This is a genomic window from Pseudomonas paraeruginosa PA7, from assembly GCF_000017205.1.
In the GTDB taxonomy this organism is placed as follows: domain Bacteria; phylum Pseudomonadota; class Gammaproteobacteria; order Pseudomonadales; family Pseudomonadaceae; genus Pseudomonas; species Pseudomonas paraeruginosa.
Genome location: NC_009656.1, coordinates 5,199,089 through 5,220,790 on the forward strand (window position 1 = coordinate 5,199,089; position 21,702 = coordinate 5,220,790).

General features: G+C 66.3%; 28 protein-coding genes. 24 read left to right on the forward strand and 4 right to left on the reverse strand.

Annotation, left to right across the window (positions count from 1 at the left end; translation table 11 throughout):
- Positions 1-4: 4 nt before the first annotated feature.
- Together PSPA7_RS24080 and PSPA7_RS24085 are read right to left on the reverse strand one after the other, a co-directional pair.
- A complete protein-coding gene (locus PSPA7_RS24080) occupies positions 5-859 on the reverse strand; it encodes a phage portal protein (RefSeq protein WP_034019547.1) in 855 nt (284 codons plus the stop codon).
- Positions 771-2,819 carry a terminase large subunit domain-containing protein gene (locus PSPA7_RS24085; protein WP_012074149.1) on the reverse strand — a complete coding sequence of 683 codons (2,049 nt, stop codon included), beginning with the start codon at positions 2,817-2,819 and terminating at the stop codon, positions 771-773. Before PSPA7_RS24085 ends, PSPA7_RS24080 begins: the two co-directional genes overlap by 89 nt.
- A 157-nt stretch (positions 2,820-2,976) precedes the next feature.
- Between PSPA7_RS24085 and PSPA7_RS24090 the strand changes: the two genes are divergently transcribed.
- The 24 genes from PSPA7_RS24090 (at position 2,977) to PSPA7_RS24205 (ending at position 20,697) form a co-directional block, all read left to right on the forward strand.
- Positions 2,977-3,930, forward strand: coding sequence for a GPO family capsid scaffolding protein (locus tag PSPA7_RS24090; RefSeq protein ID WP_034019549.1), 954 nt, complete (start codon positions 2,977-2,979; stop codon positions 3,928-3,930).
- On the forward strand, positions 3,930-4,952 hold the full coding sequence (locus PSPA7_RS24095) for a phage major capsid protein, P2 family (RefSeq protein WP_012074147.1): 1,023 nt from the start codon (positions 3,930-3,932) through the stop codon (positions 4,950-4,952). Before PSPA7_RS24090 ends, PSPA7_RS24095 begins: the two co-directional genes overlap by 1 nt.
- Positions 4,949-5,686 (forward strand): phage terminase small subunit, encoded by a 738-nt coding sequence (gene gpM, locus PSPA7_RS24100; protein ID WP_012077221.1) that lies wholly within the window; start codon positions 4,949-4,951, stop codon positions 5,684-5,686. The genes PSPA7_RS24095 and gpM overlap by 4 nt, the downstream gene beginning before the upstream one ends.
- 97 nt (positions 5,687-5,783) lie before the next feature.
- Positions 5,784-6,245, forward strand: a complete 462-nt coding sequence (locus tag PSPA7_RS24105; RefSeq protein ID WP_012077222.1) for a head completion/stabilization protein — start codon at positions 5,784-5,786, stop codon at positions 6,243-6,245.
- Position 6,246: 1 nt separating this feature from the next.
- Positions 6,247-6,684 (forward strand): phage tail protein, encoded by a 438-nt coding sequence (locus PSPA7_RS24110; protein ID WP_012077223.1) that lies wholly within the window; start codon positions 6,247-6,249, stop codon positions 6,682-6,684.
- Complete coding sequence (locus PSPA7_RS24115) at positions 6,677-7,342, forward strand: virion morphogenesis protein (protein ID WP_012077224.1); 666 nt, start codon at positions 6,677-6,679, stop codon at positions 7,340-7,342. Before PSPA7_RS24110 ends, PSPA7_RS24115 begins: the two co-directional genes overlap by 8 nt.
- Positions 7,343-7,353: 11 nt before the next feature.
- The gene (locus tag PSPA7_RS24120) at positions 7,354-8,469 is read left to right on the forward strand and encodes a DUF2586 domain-containing protein (protein WP_012074142.1); all 1,116 of its coding nucleotides are present in this window, start codon (positions 7,354-7,356) and stop codon (positions 8,467-8,469) included.
- Between the two features lie 3 nt (positions 8,470-8,472).
- Entirely contained in the window at positions 8,473-8,922 is a 450-nt protein-coding gene (locus PSPA7_RS24125; protein ID WP_012074141.1) for a DUF2597 family protein, read from the forward strand.
- On the forward strand, positions 8,922-9,131 hold the full coding sequence (locus PSPA7_RS24130; RefSeq protein ID WP_012074140.1) for a TraR/DksA family transcriptional regulator: 210 nt from the start codon (positions 8,922-8,924) through the stop codon (positions 9,129-9,131). Before PSPA7_RS24125 ends, PSPA7_RS24130 begins: the two co-directional genes overlap by 1 nt.
- Positions 9,131-9,436, forward strand: a complete 306-nt coding sequence (locus tag PSPA7_RS24135; RefSeq protein WP_025297585.1) for a hypothetical protein — start codon at positions 9,131-9,133, stop codon at positions 9,434-9,436. The genes PSPA7_RS24130 and PSPA7_RS24135 overlap by 1 nt, the downstream gene beginning before the upstream one ends.
- Positions 9,433-9,894, forward strand: coding sequence for a lysozyme (locus PSPA7_RS24140; RefSeq protein WP_012074138.1), 462 nt, complete (start codon positions 9,433-9,435; stop codon positions 9,892-9,894). The genes PSPA7_RS24135 and PSPA7_RS24140 overlap by 4 nt, the downstream gene beginning before the upstream one ends.
- Positions 9,891-10,376, forward strand: a complete 486-nt coding sequence (locus PSPA7_RS24145; protein WP_012074137.1) for a lysis system i-spanin subunit Rz — start codon at positions 9,891-9,893, stop codon at positions 10,374-10,376. Before PSPA7_RS24140 ends, PSPA7_RS24145 begins: the two co-directional genes overlap by 4 nt.
- Positions 10,373-10,660 (forward strand): putative phage tail assembly chaperone, encoded by a 288-nt coding sequence (locus PSPA7_RS24150; protein WP_012074136.1) that lies wholly within the window; start codon positions 10,373-10,375, stop codon positions 10,658-10,660. The genes PSPA7_RS24145 and PSPA7_RS24150 overlap by 4 nt, the downstream gene beginning before the upstream one ends.
- 23 nt (positions 10,661-10,683) lie before the next feature.
- A complete protein-coding gene (locus PSPA7_RS32550) occupies positions 10,684-10,824 on the forward strand; it encodes a DUF6890 family protein (RefSeq protein WP_012074135.1) in 141 nt (46 codons plus the stop codon).
- Positions 10,825-10,838: 14 nt separating this feature from the next.
- The gene (locus PSPA7_RS24160; RefSeq protein ID WP_012074134.1) at positions 10,839-12,893 is read left to right on the forward strand and encodes a phage tail tape measure protein; all 2,055 of its coding nucleotides are present in this window, start codon (positions 10,839-10,841) and stop codon (positions 12,891-12,893) included.
- Positions 12,890-13,210, forward strand: a complete 321-nt coding sequence (locus PSPA7_RS24165; protein WP_012074133.1) for a DUF2590 family protein — start codon at positions 12,890-12,892, stop codon at positions 13,208-13,210. The genes PSPA7_RS24160 and PSPA7_RS24165 overlap by 4 nt, the downstream gene beginning before the upstream one ends.
- Positions 13,207-14,379: a baseplate J/gp47 family protein gene (locus PSPA7_RS24170; RefSeq protein WP_012074132.1), complete on the forward strand. Its 1,173-nt coding sequence runs from the start codon at positions 13,207-13,209 to the stop codon at positions 14,377-14,379. The genes PSPA7_RS24165 and PSPA7_RS24170 overlap by 4 nt, the downstream gene beginning before the upstream one ends.
- The gene (locus PSPA7_RS24175) at positions 14,372-14,896 is read left to right on the forward strand and encodes a phage tail protein (protein ID WP_012074131.1); all 525 of its coding nucleotides are present in this window, start codon (positions 14,372-14,374) and stop codon (positions 14,894-14,896) included. Before PSPA7_RS24170 ends, PSPA7_RS24175 begins: the two co-directional genes overlap by 8 nt.
- 11 nt (positions 14,897-14,907) lie before the next feature.
- The gene (locus tag PSPA7_RS24180; protein ID WP_012077225.1) at positions 14,908-16,872 is read left to right on the forward strand and encodes a phage tail-collar fiber domain-containing protein; all 1,965 of its coding nucleotides are present in this window, start codon (positions 14,908-14,910) and stop codon (positions 16,870-16,872) included.
- Positions 16,873-16,885: 13 nt separating this feature from the next.
- Entirely contained in the window at positions 16,886-17,596 is a 711-nt protein-coding gene (locus PSPA7_RS24185) for a hypothetical protein (protein WP_012074129.1), read from the forward strand.
- A complete protein-coding gene (locus PSPA7_RS24190) occupies positions 17,593-18,513 on the forward strand; it encodes a hypothetical protein (protein ID WP_012074128.1) in 921 nt (306 codons plus the stop codon). The genes PSPA7_RS24185 and PSPA7_RS24190 overlap by 4 nt, the downstream gene beginning before the upstream one ends.
- Positions 18,510-19,049, forward strand: coding sequence for a baseplate complex protein (locus tag PSPA7_RS24195; RefSeq protein WP_012077226.1), 540 nt, complete (start codon positions 18,510-18,512; stop codon positions 19,047-19,049). Before PSPA7_RS24190 ends, PSPA7_RS24195 begins: the two co-directional genes overlap by 4 nt.
- A complete protein-coding gene (locus tag PSPA7_RS24200; RefSeq protein WP_012077227.1) occupies positions 19,049-19,741 on the forward strand; it encodes a hypothetical protein in 693 nt (230 codons plus the stop codon). Before PSPA7_RS24195 ends, PSPA7_RS24200 begins: the two co-directional genes overlap by 1 nt.
- The gene (locus tag PSPA7_RS24205; protein WP_012077228.1) at positions 19,726-20,697 is read left to right on the forward strand and encodes a hypothetical protein; all 972 of its coding nucleotides are present in this window, start codon (positions 19,726-19,728) and stop codon (positions 20,695-20,697) included. The genes PSPA7_RS24200 and PSPA7_RS24205 overlap by 16 nt, the downstream gene beginning before the upstream one ends.
- Before the next feature lie 42 nt (positions 20,698-20,739).
- Here the strand turns inward: PSPA7_RS24205 and PSPA7_RS24210 are convergent, their stop codons facing one another.
- Together PSPA7_RS24210 and PSPA7_RS31520 are read right to left on the reverse strand one after the other, a co-directional pair.
- Positions 20,740-21,144 carry a type II toxin-antitoxin system HicB family antitoxin gene (locus PSPA7_RS24210; protein WP_012077229.1) on the reverse strand — a complete coding sequence of 135 codons (405 nt, stop codon included), beginning with the start codon at positions 21,142-21,144 and terminating at the stop codon, positions 20,740-20,742.
- Positions 21,145-21,171: 27 nt separating this feature from the next.
- Positions 21,172-21,354, reverse strand: a complete 183-nt coding sequence (locus PSPA7_RS31520) for a type II toxin-antitoxin system HicA family toxin (protein ID WP_071534354.1) — start codon at positions 21,352-21,354, stop codon at positions 21,172-21,174.
- Positions 21,355-21,702: the final 348 nt, after the last annotated feature.

Sequence of the window (21,702 nt, forward strand, 5' to 3'; positions counted from 1 at the left end):
ACAGCTAGCCCGATACAGGTTCCTTAAACGCAATCCGGCGATCCTCCCGCAGCACTTCATTCACCTGAAGGAACAGCTGTTGGATCGGACGAATCTCGTTATTCATGTACACCCGGTCGATCTTCTCAATGTCACCGAATCCAGCGCTATTCTCCGGAATAATTCCCGCCAGCGCCGGGTTCATTCGCCACGCGGCGATAACATCATTCCGAGTTATGTTCTTGACCTTCTCCAGTTCGTCCTTCGCCTGGAAATCGCCGACCGGGATTATCTGGATCGCCTTTTCAGAGCCGCCTGGGATGTTGACGAACATAGAGCGAAAGTTTCCGACTCCCTTACTTGCCGCAATCTGCTGTTTCAGATTCTCTTCATCTTCTTCCGACAAGTTCTCGTCGTTCGTATAGAACACATATCCGGCATGGGCGCCGTTACTGTAGTAGCGCCGGCGAAACAGTGTCGCCGCTTCGTTCAACAGCAGCGACTGGAGCCCGCCCAAGTAGTCGGGTATCCCGTAGATGTTCTGCTCCACGTCGTATTCTTTCAGGTGCAGCACTTCGTCCTGGTCAAACTCCAGTTCCTCAGCATGCGGCAGTAACATGGTGTACCCGCCGTCCAATCGGCAACGCATGTTGATCGCCGGCAGGTGCTCCAGCTCCAGGACCTGGCCGGCGATGTTCTCGCGCAGGTACAGGAAGCATTCCCCGAACACCATATGGTCCAGGCCTACACAGCGCATCGTCTGCACGCTGAGCCCAAGGGACGGGAGAAAGTCACGCAACAGCAGGTTGCGCTTGAACGGTGCGATGGCGCCGTGATGGGGGTTTGCACGCAGCAGCTTGGCCAGCCCCTGGCGCGACACGGGCGGCAGGTAGATCCGCCCGCACTCGCTGGCGAAGACGCCCAGGTACTCGCCGATATTCTGTGTCAGCACCTGTTCCGGTGCGCCGAACGAGAACGCGCGCGCGCCGTTGCGCTGTTGTGCCTGCTGCCGTGGTTTTCGCTTTGCCATGGGTCGCCTGTGTCGAGCTGCTGAGGGAATAGCGGCTGCGCCGCCGCTTGTTGGTGTTCAGGGGTTCATGAGCCAGCGCGTGCATGATCGACCATGCGACGTCGGCATGGCCGGTTGCCTCAGTCCTAGACGCGCTGTAGGTAATCAGGCCGCTGGCCGTGGTGCCGCGCTTGATCGACAGGAACGCCGCCGCGACCTCGGTCCAACCGGCATCCCATTCGATGCGCTTGCCCTGGATCACGTCCTGGGCCTTGAGCACCAGGGCGTTCTTCGCCTCCAGGCTGTAGTGAATCGGAGTAGCCCGGGGGAAGAAGTCTTTCACCAGGTCGAACACCCCGTAACCGACGCCGGTAATGTCGATGCCGATGTGCTGGACGTTGAAGCGCTCGCACAGCTTCTCGATCTGCTTTGCCTGATGCGTGAACGACGTCCCCCGCCAGCTGTGCTTCTCCAGGATCCGGAACTTGCCGCCCGGCTCCAGGGGCGGAGCAACGACAACGCACGTCGCGTCGTCGCGGGTTCGACTGGGGTCATACCCGAGCCAGACCGGGCGGTTGTCGAACGGCCGCGGGCTGTCCGGGTCGTAGTCGGTCCATAGGCCCAAGTCGGAATAGCAGCGCTCCAGGTCGGCCAAGGCGAATGCAGCCTGGGTGCTGTCGATGAACTTGCACATGAACAGCTGTTCGAAGCGCTCTTCGTCGTACTCCAGTTGCAGGCGCTCCAGGTCGAACAGGTTGCAGCCGCCGGCGATGGCGTCTTGAATCGTGATGACCTTGCGCCACTGCCCATCCGGGCACAACGCGCCGGCGTGGATCTGCGCTTCGCTGGGCCACGGCCCGGCCTTCTTTCCGCGCTTGCTGTTGCGGAACTCCTCGCCGGTCCAGTACGGGTACGCCTGGTGCGTTACTGCGCTGGGCGTGGAGAAGTACGTCAGGCGCCACTTTGCATGCGAGGCCATCGCGCTGGCCACCGTCTGCAGCTTCTGGAAATTGGGGATCCAGAACACTTCGTCGATGTAGACGTGGCCGTGGTAGCTCTGCGCCGTGTTGCTGTTCGTCGAGAGAAACCGCAGTTCCGCCCACGGCTTGCCGTCTTTGCTCAAGATGATGGGATTGCCGGACAGCTCGATATCGAACCATTGCGCGGCGAACGCGACGATGTAGCTGCGGAACACTTCGGACTGGGCGCGGCTCGCGGACAGGAAAATCTGGTTGTCCCCGGTCAGCACCGCGTCCATGAACGCTTCGGCGGCGAAGTAGTAAGTCAGCCCGATCTGGCGCGACTTCAGGATATGGCGGATCCGCGCCGTAAGCGGATTCTTCTTCGCCGCGAACAGCTCCAGCTGGTAGCCGAACATCCGCGACGTGAACTTGTCCAGGAAGTCGATTTCGGTCACGCCGGAGACGTCATTCTTCAACTTTTTGGGCTTGCGTTTGCCCTCTCGTGGCGGACGCTCGCCGCGCTCCCGGCCGCGCTCGGCGCGGGCTTCCGGTGCGGGCTCGCCTGCAGGTGACGGCGCAGGCCTGGCCGCCTGCTTCTGCAGGCGCTCGCGGATCGAGGTCAGTCGGTCCAGTTCGTCCAGGTCTGCTTTCGACAACGCCCCAGGCTTCTCCGCAATCAGCGTGATCCGCCGGCTGATCGCGGCCAGGGGTTCTTCATCTGTCAGCAGTTCGTCCCAGCCGCCCCGGGCGATCCAGTAATAGACGATGCGGACGTTGGGCAGGCCCAGCTGGGCCTGTATCTCCTTCGGCTTCGCCCGCCGGAGATACAGCCGCTTGGCGGCTTCCTTCACTTCGATTGAGTACGACATGGGGCGCAGTCTATGCGCCGAAAATCGCCCTAACGCGCTCCGCAACTGCCTGTTTTTACTAACGAAATCAGATCGCAGGAACGCGCAGTGGATCCGCTTTCTTGGCCCTTCTCCGCTCCCTATCGTGGCGCTCAACGACACCAACCGAGCACCACGAATGCCCCGTTCCCTTGTTTCACCGTGGAAGCGCGTGGCCGTCAGCGGCGACACCGTAGACGGGCGCGTCATCACCGAGCAGGAACTGCGCGACTGCGCGGAAACCTACGACCGCAGTTTCTACACGGCGACGATCTGGGCCGAACATGATCGCTGGAGGGGCGCCCACGGCACGGTCTACGAAGTGCGCCTGGTCGAAGCAAAGGACGACCCGGAACTTGAGCCCGGCCAGGTCAGCTTGGAAGCCCGCCTGCGCCCGAACGACGACCTGCTGGCCCTGAACGACCAGGGCAAAGGTCTGTTCTCCAGCATCGAGATCTGGCCGAACTTCCGCAATTCCGGCCGCTGCTACCTCTCCGGGATGGCCGTCACCGACGAGCCGGCAAGCACCCGCACCCAGGAACTGTATTTCTCCCGCCGCCGCCCCAACGGCGCTGGCGTCCGCTTCTTCACCAATTCCCACCCCCTCAGCAACCTGCGCGAAGACGACGGCGCGACCGCGCCCGAGGTGCGCGGCCTGATCGCCTCGCTAACCCGCGTGTTCAAGCTCTTCAGCGTCCCCAACACCCCCACCGAAAACCCATCATCCGACGAGGTAGAACCAATGGATGAAGCCACCGCCAAGGCCCTCAAGGCCCTTTACGATCAACTGGTTATCATCCTGGCCGGGCTCCAGGCAGTGATCGAACCCGTCGTCGAAGACGTGGACACCAGCGACACCCAGGAACAAGTCGATGCCGTTGGCGCCGCCGTCCAGGACGTGGTGGACCAGGCCGACGAAGAACGCGACTTCAAGCGCAAGAAGGGCAAGGAAGGCAAGGAAACCAAGGAACTCAGCGCCCGCATGGATGAGCTGCAGGACACCATGGCCAAGCTGCTCAACACCGCCCAGGGGCGCAAGATCCCGCGCACCACTGGCGCCGCCGCCAAGGCTCGCGGTAAGGGGCTGCGCTAATGGGAGCCCTCAGCGAACGCGCCCAGGCGCAGTACCAGCAACTCCAAGAGGACATGGCCGAGGCCTATAACGTCCACGACACCGCCCGCACCTTCGCAGTGGAGCCCACCCACGCCCAGGAACTCAACGACCAGATCACCGAGCGCGCCGACTTCCTCGGTCGCATCAACGTCGTCCCGGTCAGCGAGATCAAGGGCGAAAAGGTTCTGCTGGGCCTGAACGGACCTGCGTCGAGCCGCACCGACACCAGCACCAAGGACCGCGAGCCCCGCGACCTGCTGGACCTGAAGAACAACGAATACGAACTCTTCCACACCGAAACGGACGTGGCCCTGAAGTTCGCCACCATCGACAGCTGGGCGAAGTTCCCGGACTTTGCCGACCGCTACCTGGCGGCGGTTCAGCGCCGCATCGCCCTGGACCGGATCCTGATCGGCTTCCACGGCACCCATGCGGCCAAGCAGACCGACCTTCAGCAATTCCCGATGCTCCAGGACGTGAACAAAGGCTGGCTGCAACTGGCCCGCGAGCTGATCCCGGAACAGGTGCTGAAATCTGCCGACCCGGCCAAGAAAATCGTTATTGGCAAGGGTGGCGACTATGCCAACCTCGACGCGGCTGTGCACGACGTCAAGCAGATGATCGACCCTGTGTTCCGTGACGAAGGCGACCTGGTGGCGATCATCGGTTCCGACCTGCTGGCATACGACAAGGGCAAGCTGTATGCCGCGCAGGGGCAGACCCCGACCGAGAAAGAGCGGATCGAGGAAGCCCAGGTGATCGCCACCTATGGCGGCCTGCCGTCCTTCCTGGTGCCGTTCTTCCCGGTCAAGGGAATCATGGTCACGAGCTGGGACAACCTGTCGATCTACTTCCAGGACACCAGCTGGCGGCGCCATCTGCTGGAGAACCCCAAGCGCTCCCGCGTCGAGGACTACAACGGTCGCAATGAAGGTTACGTGATCGAGCAGTTGGGCAAGTTCGCTGCGCTGGAATCCGATTCCGTGGAGCTTGCGCCGTGAGCCTGGCCCTGGCCCACAAGCGCCGGATTCTGGCCGAGGGCGTGGCGGCTGGTGCCGCCACCGTCCCGGCCTACAACCCGAGCGAGGCCCTGAACAGCCCAGCGAACGCGCAGAAGCACCTGGCCCTGATGCTGACCGCCCTGGATGGCGACCTGGAGCGCATCAGCGCGATCAACAGCCGCGAGGAACGCCAGCGCCTGAAGCGCGACGAGCTGCTGCCCAAGTATCTGGACTATGTGCAGCGCTACCGCGCCGCCGGGCTTTCCTACCCGAACCCGGTCCTGGTCCAGGTGCTGGTCTGGCTGTTCGACACTGTGCAGTTCGAAGCCGGCCTGGAACTGGCCCTGTTCGCCATCGGGGATGGCCAGGAGATGCCCGAGCGGTTCAAGCGCCGCGACGTCCAGACGTTCGTCGCCGATGAGGTGATCGACTGGGCCGAAGCCGAGTACAAGGCCGGCCGCGCGCCGGAACCCTACGTCTCGAACCTGCTGCCGCTGGTGGACGGCCAGTGGCAATTGTTCGAGCGGATCCCCGCCCGCTACCACAAGCTCCTGGGCCAGTTGGCCATGGACAACGAGGAATGGGCGCAGGCCATCGAGCACCTGGACCGCGCCGTGGCGCTGTATCCGGAAATCGGCGTCGGCACCCGCCGCGCTGCCGCCGCCAAGGCGCTGACCAAGGCCGAGGCGGCAAAGCAGAGCGACGAGGGCGACGAGCCCCCGCCCACCTCGTAACCGACTACCCCCCGCAGCGGGGCGCGCCCAGGCGAGACGGCTACCTGTAGTCCGCTCAACCCGAAGGCGTCAGCCCCGCCCTATTCGAGTGTCACGCATGAGCTTTTCCGGCAAACCCACCAACGTGATCCAGCAGGCCATCCCCAACGACGGCTTCTGGCCAGACCTGGACGTCGCCGAGTTCCAGCGCCTGTACCGGATGCCGGCGGAATACCTGCTGGATCTGCTGGTGGACGGCGTGACCACCGCCCGGGCCGAGGTGAACCAGGACCTGGCCAAGCGCAAGCGCGCCTGGCAGACCGCCGGGGTCACTCGGCTGGAAACCGCAGATCCGCAGGTGCTGCCGGATCGCGCCGAGTACGTGGCGCACTACAAGCGCGCCGTCTACTGCCGCGCCAAGGCTCAGCTGCTGGGCCAGTTCGCAACGGTCAACCGCCGTCCCGAAGCCGAGAACCTGGCGAAAGAAGCCGAACAGACCCGCGAGCTGTTCCTTTCGTACAGCCAGCAGGCCGTCCGCCTGATCCAGGGCCGGTCGCGCATCACGGCGGAGCTGATCTGATATGAACAAGCTGCGCGCCCTGACCGCCTACCTGATCGACCGCCAACTGGTGCCCGCCGAGCAGTTGGACAGCTTCGCCGAACAGGTGAGCCTGACCCTGGTCTGGAAGCCTGAACGCGAAGGCCTGCGCCTGGGCGACATGCGCTATCGCGCAGTCGTCCTCCTGGAGCGCCTGGCCGACCACCCCGCACGCCTGATGGCACTGGTCGGCAGTTGGCTTGAGAACAACGACCCCGACCGCGACGGCCTGCCGGATCCGGTGTTCGACGTCGAGCAGATGGACCGCGACCTGGCCGACGTCGAGCTGGCCGTGGAGTTCGTCGAGCCGGTCCACCTGGCAGAGGATTCCGCCGGCGAGATCGAGGCGTTCGGCCGGCGCTGGGCGTTCGTGCCGTTCGATCTGTGGATTGCCGAACATGGCGAGGTGCGCCATGGCTGAGCCGCTGAATCTCGACCTGCGCGGCCTGCTCGGCGTGCGTGCCCAGCTGGCGCTGGCGACGCTGCCGCCGCAGCTGCGCCGGCGTCTGCTGAACAACGCGCTCAAGCGCGTCCGCGTCCAGGCCCGGCGCAACGTGTCCGGCCAGGCCAGCCCGGACGGCGCGCCGTTCCCGCCGCGCAAGCGCAAGGGCCGCCGCAAGATGCTTGCGGGCCTGGTCAAGCCCAAGCACCTGAACGTCACCCAACTGAACGCCGACCAGGGCGTCCTGGGCTGGCGGAACGGCCTGATGGGCCATATCGCCGGGCAGCACCAGGACGGCTACACCGAGCGCCGCACCGCCGCGCAGATGCGCCGCTGGAACCGCGTCCAGCCGAACCAAGCATGCACCGAGAAACAGGCCAAGCGCCTGCGCCGGCTGGGTTTCCGCGTGCGCCAGGCCGGCAAGCGCGGGCTGTCGCGCCCGTCCGTGCCGTGGATCCAGGAGCACGTCGGGTTTCTCCAGGCCGGGCTGCTGATCCGCGTCCTGCGCGACGAGCAGCCCGGGCCACAGAGCTGGGAAATCACGCTGCCCAAGCGGACGTTTCTCGGCATCACCCAGGACGAAACCGGGCGCCTGGTCGCCCAGCTCCTGGAACAAATCCTGAACTCACCCCGATAACGAGGCCCCCTATGGCTCTAGGCAGCGTCAGCGTCAATAACCTCAACCTCGGCCAAGGCCCGGTGACGGCTATAGAACGCTATTTCCTTTTCATCGGCCCGGCGTCGAAGAACGTCGGCAAATTCCTGGCCCTCAACACCCAGTCCGACCTGGACGTTCAGTTGGGGATCCCGGACGCGGACCTGAAACGCCAGATCGCGGCCGCACGCGCCAACGGTGGCCCGCGCTGGGCGTGCATGGCGGCGCCCATCGGCGCCGACGGCCGCTGGCAGGACGCCCTGGCCGCCGCGCAACAGCAGGGCGTGTCGGTCGAGGCGGTGGTCATCACCCGTCCGGTGGCCACCGCCGCCGAGCTGCAGGAGATGCACGCCGCCGCTGTGGAGCTGAGCAACCGCTACGGCCGCCGCGTGTTCGTGATGGCCGCCGTTGCCGGCCTGGTCGAGGGTCAGGACTGGGCCACCTACCTGAGCCAGGCGCGCGCCCTGGTCGCGGATCTGGCAGCGCCTCGCGTGCTGTGCGTGCCGCAGCTGCACGGCAACAACCTCGGCGTCCTCGCCGGGCGCCTGGCCACCGACGAAGCCAGCATCGCGGACAGTCCCATGCGCGTCCCCACCGGCGCCGTGCTCGCCCTGGGCGAGACGCCCAAGGACAAGGACGGCGTTCCGCTGGACATGGCGACCCTGGCCGAGCTGGACAAGGCCCGTTACTCGGTCCCGCAGACCTACCCCGACTATCCGGGCGTGTTCTGGGGTGACGGCAACATGCTCGACGCCCCGGGCAGCGACTTCAACGTCGTGGAGAACCTGCGCGTCGCCGACAAGGCCGCCCGCCGCGTGCGGATCCTGCTGATTCAGCGTGTCGCGGATCGCCGCGTGAACAACACCCCCGCGAGCATGGCGGCCACCGCCTCGGCGCTGATGCGCCCGCTACGCGAGATGAGCCGCAGCACCACCTTTGCCGGCCTTGTGTTCCCCGGCGAGATCCAGCCGCCGCTGGACGGTGACGTAGTGCTGACCTGGAAGAGCCGCACCGAGATCGAGGCGTTCATCCGGGTCCGCCCCTACAACTGCCCGAAAACCCTGACCGCAAACATCGCGCTGGATCTGTCCGGCGGCGACGAGGAGTAAGCCGTGGCCCGCATCTCTGGAATGAACTTCGATATCACCCTGGGGGACCTGCAGGTCCACGTCGAGAAGGCGACCCTGGATATCACCGACAACAGCGCGGTAGCCCAGACCCGTGGCGTGCCGGATGGATTCGTAGACGGCGACGTGACCGCCAGCGGCGAATACGAGTTGGACGCCGCGAACTTCGCCCTGCTGATCGAGGCGGCCAAGCGCGCCGGCAGTTTCCGCAAGCTGGAGCCGGTCGATTCCCTCTTTTACGCCAAGGCGGGCGACAGCGAAGTCCGCGTAGAGGCCTTCGGCTGCAAGCTGAAGGTTTCCAGCCTGCTGGATATCGACCCCAAGGGCGGCAGCAAGACCACCCACAAGGTGCCCTTCGACGTCACCAGCCCCGACTTCATCCGCATCAACGGCGTGCCGTATCTGGACGCCAGCGAAACCGAGGACCTGCGCTGATGGCCGACTGTTTCGACCGCGCCCAGGCCCGCGAGCTGCAGGACCGCGAACTGGCCCTGCAGGCGCACCAGGTGCGCGTCCGGCCCAGCGGGCCGAGCCTGACCCACTGCCAGGAATGTGGCGAGCAGATCCCCGAGGCGCGCCGCGCCCTGGGCGGGATCATCCGCTGCACGCCGTGCCAGGCCCGTTTCGAGAAAGGGGGCCGCTGATGGGCAACCGCACTACGCCTGCCGGCCGCCTCGGCAAACTGGAGCGTGACATGGCCGTCATCGATCACCGCCTGACCGACGTCGAGCGCCTGAACCGCGACGTACCGCCCCGGCTGACCCGCCTGGAACAACAGTTCGAGCACGTCACCGACCAGCTCGACGAACTGAACCAGGGCCAGCAGAAACTGGCCGTCACCGTAGACGGCCTGGGCCGGAAGATCGCCTGGGCACTGGGCGTCGCCAGCGCGCTGTGGGCCGTTATCCAGATGGTCGCACCACACCTACTGCGCGGGGTGATGCCATGAAGCTGCCGCCCAAGCTGGCCGCCGGCGGCGGCGTGCTGGCACTGGCCGCCGCCCTGGTTGCGCCGTTCGAGGGGCGTTCGTTGGTGGCCTACCTGGACCCAGTGGGAATCCCGACGATCTGCGAGGGCATCACCGCCGGCGTGCGCATGGGCGACAGGGCGACCCCGGCCGAGTGCGATGCACTGCTTGAACGCGAGCTGCAGCGCGCCGTCGATGCCGTGGACCGCCAGGTCCTGGTGCCGCTGCCCGACACCCGCCGCGCCGCCCTGGGCTCGTTCGTCTACAACGTCGGCGAAGGCCAGTTGGCCCGCTCGACGCTGCTGCGCAAGCTCAACGCCGGCGACGTGCGCGGCGCCTGCGCCGAGCTGTCGCGCTGGGTCTACGCCGGCGGGAAGAAGCTCGGCGGCCTGGTTCGCCGGCGCGCAGCAGAGCGCGAACTGTGCGAGATCGGTCTATGAGCCGCGTCCTACTCGCCCTGGTCGCCTGCCTTGTCGCGCTGCTGATCGAGCGCGGCTGTCTGCAGCGCACCAACGACCGGGCATCCCGCGACCTGCAGGACGCCCGCCGCGAGGTCGCCGGGCTGCAGCAGGCCGCGCAGGTCGCCGGCGAGCTGCTGGCCGCCCGCGATGCCCTCGACCTCAAGCACACCCAGGAACTGAACGATGAACGCAACGCGAACGAGCGCCTGCGCGCTGCTGTTGACGCTGGCCGTCAGCGGCTGCACGTCAAGGCCACCTGCCCCGCCCCTGTGCCCACCGATGCCGGCGCCGCCGGCCTGGCTGCTGCAGGAGCCGCCGAACTCGATAGAACGGCTCGACAGGATTATTACGCCCTCCGCGACGATCTCGCCCTGACCCGCCGCATGGTGCTGGCCCTGCAGGACTATGCCCGCAGCTGCTCCCGCTCCTTTTCCACCCAACCCCAAGGATCCACGCAATGACCGAACGCACCGAAATCACCCTGGAGATCCAGGACACCGAATTCCTGTTCACCCTGACCCCGGCGGACGTGACCCGCTATTTCAACGCCGTGACCCAGAACAACAAGGTCGCGCCGTCGAACAACCTCCTGCGCAGCACCGTCAAGCAGGAGCAACTGGCGTCCCTGCGCCCGCACCTGGCCAACCCCATGACGGTCATGAAGCTCGCCGGCGCGCTCCTCGAGGAGTACGCCCCCGACGTTGAAGTCACCGTAAAAAAGCGCTCGACCGAGCCGAGCGACTGACCGACGACGGCCTTGGCCAACTTATGGCCCTGGCCGAGCGCTGGCTACCTGGCGCCGCGCCCACGGCAGACAACCTGGGCACGGCCAAGTGGCTGGAGGACGAGCACTGGCGGCGGATGGAAATCGCCGTGGCAAACGGCATCGCCAAGGCCCTGAAAGGCTGATTTAGGACCACCACATGAGCACCAAGAGCACCGCGAAACTCGACTTTGTGCTACGCCTGATCGACCAGGTGACGGCCCCGGCCGCGAAGGTCAGCAAAAGCCTGATGGACGTGGCCGAGGTCGGCAAACGGGGGTTCATGCAGGTGGGCGCCGGCATCGCCGGCGTGGTCGGCTCGCTGATGGCATTCCGGCAATCGCTCGCCCCGGCGCTTGAGCAGACCGGCGCCCTGGGCGAGATCCAGTCCCTGGGCGTCGCCCAGGACGCCCTGGACGAGCTGAACCAGGCGTCGATGGAGTTCGCCGCGAACTACGGCGAACACGCCTCGGCGTTCGTGCGCTCGGCCTACCAGGTAGAAGGCGCCATCAAGGGCCTGGTGGGCAGCGAGCTGGCCAGCATCACCAGCGCGTCCAACGTGCTGGCCAAGGCCACGAAGGCCGACGCCGACACCATGACGACCTACATCGGCACCATGTACGGCCTGTTCCAGGGCCAGGCCGATGCGATGGGCCGGGCAAAGTGGGTCGAGCAACTGACCGGGCAGACCGCCCGCGCCGTCCAGTTGTTCCGCACGTCCGGCGCGCAGATGAACGACGCATTCAAGGCCGTGGGCATTGGCGCCTCGGCCGCCGGCGCCGACCTGGTGGAGCAGATGGCGGTCCTGGGCACGCTCAGCCAGACCATGGAAGGCGGCGAGGCAGGCGGGCTCTACAAAGCGTTCTTCGAAAACGTCAGCGCCGCCCAGGACAAGCTGGGCATGAAGTTCACCGACGCCGGCGGCCGGCTGCTGCCCATCATGCAGATCCTGGACAAGCTGCAGGTGAAGTTCGGCCAGTTGACCAAGCAGAGCGACCTGGACGCGATCACCGGCGCGTTTGGCGGCGAGGCGGCGCGGATGATCGTCACCCTGCTGAAGGACACCGGCGCCCTGGCCAACAACCTGGACCAGCTGGGAAAAGTGAAGGGGATGGAGCGCGCCGAGCAGATGGCGCGGGCGATGGTCGATCCCTGGCAGCAGCTCGACAGCGTGATCGAGAACATCCGGATCTCCTTCGGGATGGTCCTGCTCCCGGTACTCAACCCACTGATCGAAGGCCTGCGCGATGCTGGCAACACGTTCCAGCGCTGGCTTGTCATGTTCCCGAACATCGCTCGCTGGCTCGGCTATATCACCCTCGGCGTGCTCGGCCTGGTCGCGGCCGCCGGCATGCTGACCGTGCTGGGCGGCCTGCTCAGCCTGTTTTCCGTCCTGGTCAGCCCCGTCGCGCTGCTGGTGCTGGCGTTCATTGCCCTGGCCGCCGCCGTCGTCGGCGCAATCGTCTACTGGGACGAGCTGCGGGCGGCGTTCGGCGACACCAGCTGGTTCCAGGCCATCGTCATCATGGTCACGCCGGTGGTGCTGCTGTTCCGGATCCTCGGCGCGCTGCTCGGCCTGCTGTGGGACAAGTTCGCCCAGCTGTGGGACATGGGCGTGAAGTTCGCCCAGTCGCTGGGCCTGCTCAGCGAAAGCACCGCCGGCGCCACTGATGCCTGGGGCGGGCTGCTCAAGGTGCTGGCCAACCTGACCCCGCTGGGCATGCTGGGCAAGGCCTTGCGCGGCCTGATCCAGCTGCTGAACCTGATTCCCGGGGTGAGCATCGACGCGGAGTTTGGCGATCTGCCGGCAGCACCTCAGCCGGCCGAGCTGCCGGCGCTGCAGCAGTCGGTCGCGCCCGTGCTCGAGCACGCCACCGCGCCACGGATCCCCGCGCAGCCGCTGGTCCTGCTGCCCCAGGTCGCACCGCTGCCGGACGTGCCAGCGCTGCAGGCGCTGCCCCAGGCCACCGTCCCGCCGGCGCCAGTGGCCACAGAACGGATGGACGCCGCCCAGCGCGCCCGCGAGGCGATCAACCGAGCGATCCCGAGCCTGAGCCCCAGCCAGCCCGCAAGCGTGCCGCGCGGCGGGCTGCTGCAGACGATCCAGAACAGCAACCGCACCGACCGAGGGACGCACATCGAGAAAGTCGAGATCCGCACGGACAAGCCGCTGACACCGCACGAACTGGAAGGGCTGCTGGAGATGGCCGGATGACTGCCCTTTATATCGATCTCCTGATCGTCGGCAACGACCTGGACCTGGACCCGTCCCACCAGCCGCGGCTGGTCGACGACCGGGCCAGCATCGCTCAGGACATCGCCCACCTGATCCGCGAAAGCGGCCTGCTGGTCACGCTGGTCGCCGAGCGCAGCCGGCTAAGGCAGCGTGACTGTATCCAGCAGCTGGAACTGCTGGTGGAGTCCGACGAACGCCTGGTGCCGGGCACAGTACGGATTATCGAAGAGGGGCCGGGCCGCTACCTGGTCACGGCCACCACTGTTGAATTCGGCGCAATCGAGGTAACGCTGTGACTGTAGATTTCAAGGCCGCACTGCGCGATGCCGGCATCCCCACCACCGAAGCCGAGCTGCGCAAGGCGTGGGAAAAGGAAGTCGAGGCCCAGGGCTCGCTGTTGTCCAACACCAGCGCCTATTCGCCGTTCTGGCGCATCGTCACCGCGCTGGTGACGAAGCCGGTCCTGGCCCTGCTGGAGTTCGTCGCCGGCACCGTGCTGCCGAACTTCTTTGTTCAGACTGCCGGCGGCGCCTGGCTCGACATGCTGGCCTGGGCAGTGGACGTCGAGCGCAAGCCGGCGACCCGCGCCCTGGGCTCGCTGCTGTTCACCCGCGCCGCGCCGGCCAGCACGCTGGAAGTGCCCGCCGGCACGCGGGTGCAATCCGCCGCGATCAACGGCCACGTCTACGAGCTGGAGACAACCCAGCCGGGGCTGTTCAACGATGGACAGACCCAGGTGGCCATCCCCGTCCAGGCCGTCGAGCCGGGCAGCGGGTTCAACCTGGCGCCCGGTTACTACGCCATTCTCCCCGTGCCGGTCCCCGGCATCGTCCAAGTCGTCAACCCGGATGGGTGGCTGACCCAGCCCGGGGCCGACTCGGAGCCCGACAGCCAGCTGCGCCTGCGCGTGCGCAACCAGTTTTCAGCGGTCAACCAGTACCACACCGACGCCGTGTATCGGGCGATGATTTCCGGGTTCCAGGGCGTGCGCCCGGATGGCGTCTATTTCGAGCACGGCGCCCCGCGCGGCCCCGGCTCAGCCAATGCGTTCGTGCTGTTCGACGCCGGCGTGCCGGCGGACGAGTACCTGCAGCAGATCAACGCCTACATCCGCGACCAGGGCAACCACGGCCACGGCGACGATCTCCAGGTGTTCGTCATGCCCGAGACGCTGCACCAGGTGCGCGTCGAGATCTGGCCCCGGGCTAACCTCAGCATCGAGCAGCGCGCCGAGCTGAAAACCCAGGTGGAGCAGTTCATCCGCGCCGCCTTCCGCGAAAGCACGGCCAGCGACTACCAGCCGACGCTGACCTACCCGCAGTCGCGCTTCAGCTTCAGCCGCCTGGCCGAGGAGCTGCACGAGCAGTTCCCGCGCCTGGAGTCCCTGCACTTCGACAACACCGACATTCTGTCGCAGCTGAATATCCCCCGGCTCCAGAGCCTGCAGGTGGTCGCCCATGATTAAGCTGCACTTGCCCTTCTGGCTGGACGGCCCCGAGCTGGCCAAGCTGCGCCGCGCCGCGCAGGCTTGGTGGGAGCGGGCCGAGGGCTGGCTGCGCTGGCCGCTGCTGCAGCTCGACGCGGAAACCTGCCACCTCACGATCCTGGATCTGCTCGCCTGGCAGCGGGATATCAGCCGGTTTCGCGGCGAGCCGGAACCCCTCTACCGGCTGCGCGTGAAGCACGCATTCGTCAACGCCGTGGATGCCGGCTCCGTCGCTGGCGTGAAGCGGATCCTGCAGCGCCTCGGCGTCGGCTATGTCGAGATCGAGGAGCGCATGCCCGGTCGGGACTGGGACGTCGTGCTGCTGACGCTGACCGACTCGCAGTTGTCCGCGAATCCCGAGCTGTTGCGCGTCCTGGTGCAACAGTACGGGCGCACCTGCCGCCGCTACGACTTCCAGACCATCACCCCGGTGACGCTGCACGTCGTCGCCGTCGATTTCAACGACGACCAACAGACCCTGGTCGCGACCCTTTAGGAGCCGAACACATGGCACGCATTACCGCCGCCGGCGAACGCTTGATTGCCCAGAAGCTGGGCGAAAAGAAGATTCTGGAGGTCAGCCGCTTCGTGCTCGCCCTGGTCCCCGGGCTGGATCCCACCAGCCCTGTGGATCGCGACGCGGCCCTGCCGCCGGCGCAGCAGATCGTCCACACTGCGCCCGTCACCCAGGCCGGCTACGTCAACCCCAACCAGGTGGTTTACAGCCTCATGATGGGTTCGGACGTGGGCGACTTCGACTGGAACTGGATCGGCCTGGAGACGGCGGAAAAGGTCCTGCTGGCGGTCGCATACGTGCCTGTCCAGCAGAAGCGCAAGAACCGCCCGCCGCTGCAGATCGGCAACAACGTGACGCGCAACTTCCTGGTGGCGTTCGACGGCGCCCAGGAGCTGACCGGGATAACGATCGATGCCAGCACCTGGCAGCACGATTTCACCGTGCGCCTGGCCGGGATCGACGAGCGCGAGCGCCTGGCGAACCGCGATATGTTCGGTCGCGCTACGTTCTTTTCGACCGGTCTGTTGCTGGAGAAGGCAAGCACGAACTACCGCCTGAAGGCGGGCTTGGCCTACGTCGAGGGAATCCGCGTTCACGCGCCGGAGGACGTCAGTATCGCCGCACCGTCGCTGCCGAACACGGCCTGGCTCGATGTGCGCCTGCAGCGCAGCCAGTCCGACGTCGTGGCGTCCTGGTCCATCGCCTGGGGCACCAACCAGACCGACTACACCGACAGCGCCGGCGTCCGTCACTACCTGGTCCCGCTCGCGGATCTCGACGCCGGCGGCAATCTGGTGGCCGACCGGCGCCTGCCGAAACCCATCACCGGACCGCTGGTGGATCACTGGGCCGCCCAGGTCGGCGATTATCCGAAGCTGCGCGCCCGGGCGACGACAAAGACGGACGTCGGGCTGGACAAGATCCCGAACGCGATCAGCGACGACCCGGCCCTGGATCGCGGCGACGTGCTGGCCACGACGAAGGCGACCCGGGCCGTCCAGCTCCGGGCCGCCCAGGATCTGGACGACCTTGCCAAGAGCCTGGGGACTGCCGCACGGCGAGACGTCGGCACCGACGCCGGCGACCTCCTCGAGGTCGGCGCATTCGGCTGGGGAACGAATGACAGTCCGGTCGCCGCCTCAGTGAACATCTATGAATCATCCGTTACCAAGTTCACCCCGGCGACCGAATACGTTCCCGAGATCTTCGGCATGAGCTACGGCGTCGTCGCGACGTTCGCTTACAGCGAGCGAGAAACCCGTGCGTCGCAACTGTTTTTTGGGCAAAGCCCCGAAAACAAACTGATGTTCCGCTCTGGCAATTACACCTGGGCCCCGTTCCTGGAAATCTGGCATAGCGGCAACCTGAACCCCCAGGCCATCGTACCCGCCGGCGCCGTCGTGGCATTCGCCATGTACAGCCCACCGGCGGGCTACCTGAAGGCCAACGGCGCCGCCGTCAGCCGTACCGCTTACGCCGCTCTGTTCGCCACTATCGGAACCTACTACGGCGCGGGAGATGGATCGACGACGTTCAACCTGCCGGATTATCGCGGCGAATTTTTGCGCGCACTGGACGACGGTCGGGGACTCGACCTGGGGCGCCAATTGGGCACTCTCCAGTCGAGCCAGAACCTGGCTCATACCCACGGCGCGAGCAGTAGCGGCAATGGCGGCCACACGCACACCGTAACCGGGACCGCTGCGGCAGCAGGCGCGCACAGCCACAGCATTGCTTCGGTGAACGCCACCGCACTGGTTAGCGGCACACGCCTGGCAACGCTGGTAGGGAATGCGTCCAACAGTACGACAGACGTTGCCGGTGATCACACCCACGCCGTCACTGGTGTCGCCGCACTCGAAGGCACCCACAACCACACGATCTACGTCGAGTCCAGCGGCGGCAGCGAGGCCCGCCCGCGTAACGTCTCCGTCCTCATTTGTATCAAGTACTGAGGCCCCCGCCCCCATGACCACCCTGACCGTTTACCAAACCAACGCCCTGGGCCTGTACGTCGGCCCCACCGACGCCGATGAATCGCCTCTGGAGCCCGGCGTGTTCCTGATTCCCGCCGGTTGCGTGCAACTGGCCCCACCGAAGGAGCCGAAGGGCAAGCGCGCACGCTGGACGGGATCCGACTGGGAGCTGGTGGACTGGCTCGACGGCGTGACCACCTACAGCACCCGCGACGGCTCGCCCCTGGTGCTGCAGGGCCTGGAACCGCTCCCCGAGGGCTACACCCTGCAGCAGCCCGGGCCGAACCAGGTCTGGAAGGACGGCGCTTGGGTAGACGATCTGCCCGGCCTGCTCGCCGCCGCCCACAAGCGGAAGACCCTGGAGATCCGCGCCGCCGGCCAGGCGTTCCTGGACGGCGGTTTCTACTCCAGCGCCCTGGGCAACCCGCACTTCTACGCAAGCAGCCTGAGCGATCAGATGAACGTCACCAGCCTGGCCGCCCTGGGCATCAGCGCCGACTATCCGTGCGCCGCCGGCGGCGAGCAGAACCGCGAGTGGCGCCGCCACACGGCCAATCAACTGCGCCAGGTCGGCGTGGACCTGGTGCAACATCGCCAGGCTGGCCAGCAGCAGGTCGAGCGCCTGCAGGACGAACTGGACGCCGCCCTGGCCGCCCAGGATCTGGAACGCCTGGAGGCGATCACCTGGAGCATTCCGGCATGACATGGGCACCCGTCACCATGCGCTGGCCCGCACAGACGACCCGCTGGCTGGACGACCTGGGCGCGGCCCAGCAGCTCGCCAGCGGCGAGCTGGCGGGCACCGCCGAGCGCCTGCGCGGGCTCCAGGACCTGGCCACCACCAACCCGGGGCCGGTCGCCGGCGCCGCCAAGGCGGCCATCACAGCCGGGCGCAGCGCCATGGCCAGCACACTGGGCGAGGTACCGGCGTGCCTCGCGGTAACGCCGTTCCTCGCCGGCGTCGGCCAAGGCCAGGGCAACCAGCGATTCCTGTCCGCGCCGAACCTGCTGCAGCAACTGGCCGACAAGCTGCTGCAGCCGCAGCGCGACGACCAGGAACAGTACGCCCTGGTCCTGCTGTTCCTCGGCACCCGCTACGACCAGTTGGCCGCGACGCTGGCCCGCTTCAATGCCCTGCTGCCGGTCCCTGACCTGCAGCGCGCCGAGCGCCGCGCCGCGAGCCTGGCCCGCCTGGAACTGGAAAAGTGGATCATGCCCAGGACCACGCCCGGACCGCGCTGGCAGGACCTGCCGCTGGATCGCTGCACCATCACCCGCGCCGCCCAGCAGAGCCTGTCCGGCCAGTTGGCGGTTCTGGAGGGCTACACCGCCGACAGTTCGCCCATGGCCGAGCTGGGCGCCCTGGCGCAGCGCAAGCAGGCACTGCAGGCGAGCAAGGACAACGCACTGCAGGCGCTGCGCGAGCAGTTGGCCAACGGCGTGGCGGACGGCACGATGCAGGCCCGCCTGGTCGGCCCGGGCAATGCCGTCGAGCTGCGCCGGCAACTGCTCCAGGGCGAGGCCCCGGGCCACGAATGGGTCCTGTGCGCCGGCCTGGCACTGGTCGGCTCCCTCTCCGGCCTGGCGTTCGTGCGCGAGCTGGTGGGGCTGGATCCATGACGCTGCTCCTCGATGGCCAGCAGGTCCATGGAAAGGGCCTGCAGGTGACGGCCAATCTGCGGATCGAAAGCGCTGACCTGTCCGGGCAGACCAGCAACACGGCCAAGGCGCACAAGGGCTTCAAGCCCAAGGGGCTGACCGTCAGCCTGATGATTCCCTACGTGGACCAGGTGCACCTGGTCGAGCTGGTGCGGATGGCCGAGGCGACCGCCGGCGGCGGCCAGTTGCACACCTATCGGGTGGTGAACCAGACAGCGGCCGCGTTCGGCGTGCGCCAGGTTCAGTTCAGCGACAACCTCAGTGTCCGGGAAGATGACATTCTGCGGGCCTGGCGGATCCAGTTCACCCTGACCGAGCAGCTGTCCAACCCCGAGCGCGTGGAGACGCGCCGGCCCGGGAAACCGGTCCAGCAGCAGGTCGGCGCCGGCGCGCCGGTCGCGGATCCCGCCGCCGGCGGCGACGGCAAGCCAGGCCAAGAGCTGACCGGGTTCGAAAAGATCCTGCAGCGCGTAGACGACGCCATCGGGGGCGCCTGATGAAACTTCACCAGGTGCTCACCATCAACGGCAAAGCCGTGCCGCTGGTCCAGGACGAAGTCCGCCTGGATCTGCGCACGCCTGGGCGGGCGTCGTTCACCATCAAGGCGGCGGAGCCGGTACGCGGCCTGGTCGCCCTGGACATTGGCTACAACGACCGGCCGCTGCAGCGGCACTTCCTGGGCTACGTCGAGCGCTGCAGCGCGGCGAACGCGACGGAACAGGTCCTGTTCTGCCGCGAGCTGGCCGCCGTCCTCGCCCAGCCCCTGCCGATGGGGCTACGCCACGTCGATATGCGCGAGGTCCTCGAGGACGTGAGCCGCCAGACCGGGCTGTCGTTCCGCGTCCCCGACGCCGACTACTCCAGGACGAAGGCCCCTTACTTCTACTCGCTCGCCGCCGGCTACCAGGCCATGGACAGCCTGGCCCGGGTGTTCGGCATCCCCGATTTCGTCTGGCATCAGCAGGGCAACGGCGAGGTCTACGCCGGCAGCTGGGCGGACAGCTACTGGGGCGCCCGGGCGCCCATCGAACTAGAGGCCGAGCTGTTCGACAGCTACCAGGGGCGGCAGTCCGCCGTCATCGCAGCACTCCCCGGGATCCGTCCCGGGGCCACGATCAACCAGGGCGAGCGCATCACATCCGTAACGCTCACCGGCACTCAAATGGCCATCAAATGGAAGAAGCCGTAACCCGCATCGTAGAGCGTCAATTCCCCGAACTCTCCGGCGGCTACCACCTGCCGCGCTTCGCCCGCGTCATCGCCGTGGCGGATCCACCGGCAGCGAACGGGATCTGCGACGAGTTCCGCCCGCGCTATGCCGTGGACCTGGAGATCCTGGACGTGAACGGCGAGGCCGACCCGGCATTGCCGCCCATGCCAGGCGTCCCGCTACCGCTGCCGAACGGCGGCGGCGAACGCGGGTTCCTGGCGTTCCCCGAGGAAGGCAGCATGGTGGTGGTGGGTTTCGCCTACGGCCTGCCGAACAAGCCGTTCATTTTGCAGATACTGCCCCACGGCCAGAGCCTGCCGAAGCTGCCGAAAGAGGATCAGCTGTGGCAGCACAGCGAAGCCGTTCTGCAGCGCGTAGACGGCGCGGGAAACTGGACGAGGCAGACGGACGGGCGGATCCGCGATCAGGCCATGGAGCGCGAGGTAGAGGCCCTGGAGAACGTCGAGCGCTACCAAGGTAGCCGAGTCGAGATCGAGGACCACGCGACCGAGCAGGTGGGCGGAGTCAAGCGGATCGAGGCGCTGGGTGCGCTCAAGCTGTTATCCGGCGGATCCGCCAGCCTGGCCGCCGTGGACGATCTACACCAGGCCACCGGGCGCGACCTGAACCTGGTTGCCAGCCAGCGCTACAACGCCACCATCGGCGCCGACATGGACGAACGTATCCAGGGAATGCGCCGGAGCGTGGCGGCCGTCGCCCAGCGCCTGCAGGCGCCGACGACCTGGGTCGGATCCGCGGGCGTGAACGTCCTGCAAGTGCTGTGCGACCTGCTCGACCTGGTGGAGCAGATGAACAACCAGCTGGCCGGGCACGTCCACCCGCCAGTAGGACCACCGACGAACGCCGGCGACTTCACCGCCGACGCGGCCCAGGCGGCCAACCTGGCCGCGAAACTGAAGCCGATCACCGCATAGCAAAAGCCCGCCAGATGGCGGGCTTTTCGATCCTGGCGTAGGTCACGCCACTGACAGTTCGCGCATCGCCGCTGTTGCCAGAAAGCCCGACCGAGACTGATAGCGCTTATCCACCTTCACGCGCTCATCGATCCGCTGCAGAAGGTGTTCCGGGAGCGTCGCATTAAAGCGTACGGCCTTGCCCAGGTACGGGGTCACGTCGAAGTCAACCACCGCCCATACGCCACCTTCGAAGTCCGGATTCTTCATATGGGCGTCAACGTCCTGCGGCTGGGGTAGCTCTTCGCCGTCCGTAACCAAGCCTTCGAAGTGCAAGGCCAGCGCCTCTTCTACATTGGCCAGGGCCTCGGACACCGTAGCGCCGGCAGAGAAGCAACCCGGCACATCGGGCACAGTCACGCCATAGTCAGAATCAGGGTCTTTGTGTAACACCACGGGGAATTTCATGGCTCTACTCCGTGAGATTGACCGGCCTCACTTGAGGCCGGCTTGTTTCAGTATGTTGTTCAGGGTTCCTTTCGGTATCGTCGAGGACGGATGTTGAACCGTCACCTTTCCAGGCTTTGAAGGATGTTTGAACTGGTGGTGGCTACCTTTCACCGCCACTTCATACCAGCCATCCTCCAACAGCAAATCAATCACTTCCCTACTCCGCATCCAATCCTCCGACTGCGATCCTTGGTGTGTATTATACACACTTAAATCACACTATCCAACCTTTAATGCACACCATACACACCGAACCAACAGGCTTCGAAAAAATGCCGGCCGCCAAAAAATTCGCGGCCAAAACGCACTTATCCCCCTCCCGCCGACGGGCCGTGTGTCGTGGAAATCGTGAAACCCGGGGTGCAATGAAACCAAGCCTCCAGGGCGCGCCCCTGCTGGGCCTGGCGAGCCCAGGGGCCGTTTCACACTGTGAAAGGAATTGTGAAGGAATGAAGCAGGTGCGAGCGGATAGTGTCCACAAATCGTCCACACCAGGGATAGATATTTAACCCAAAT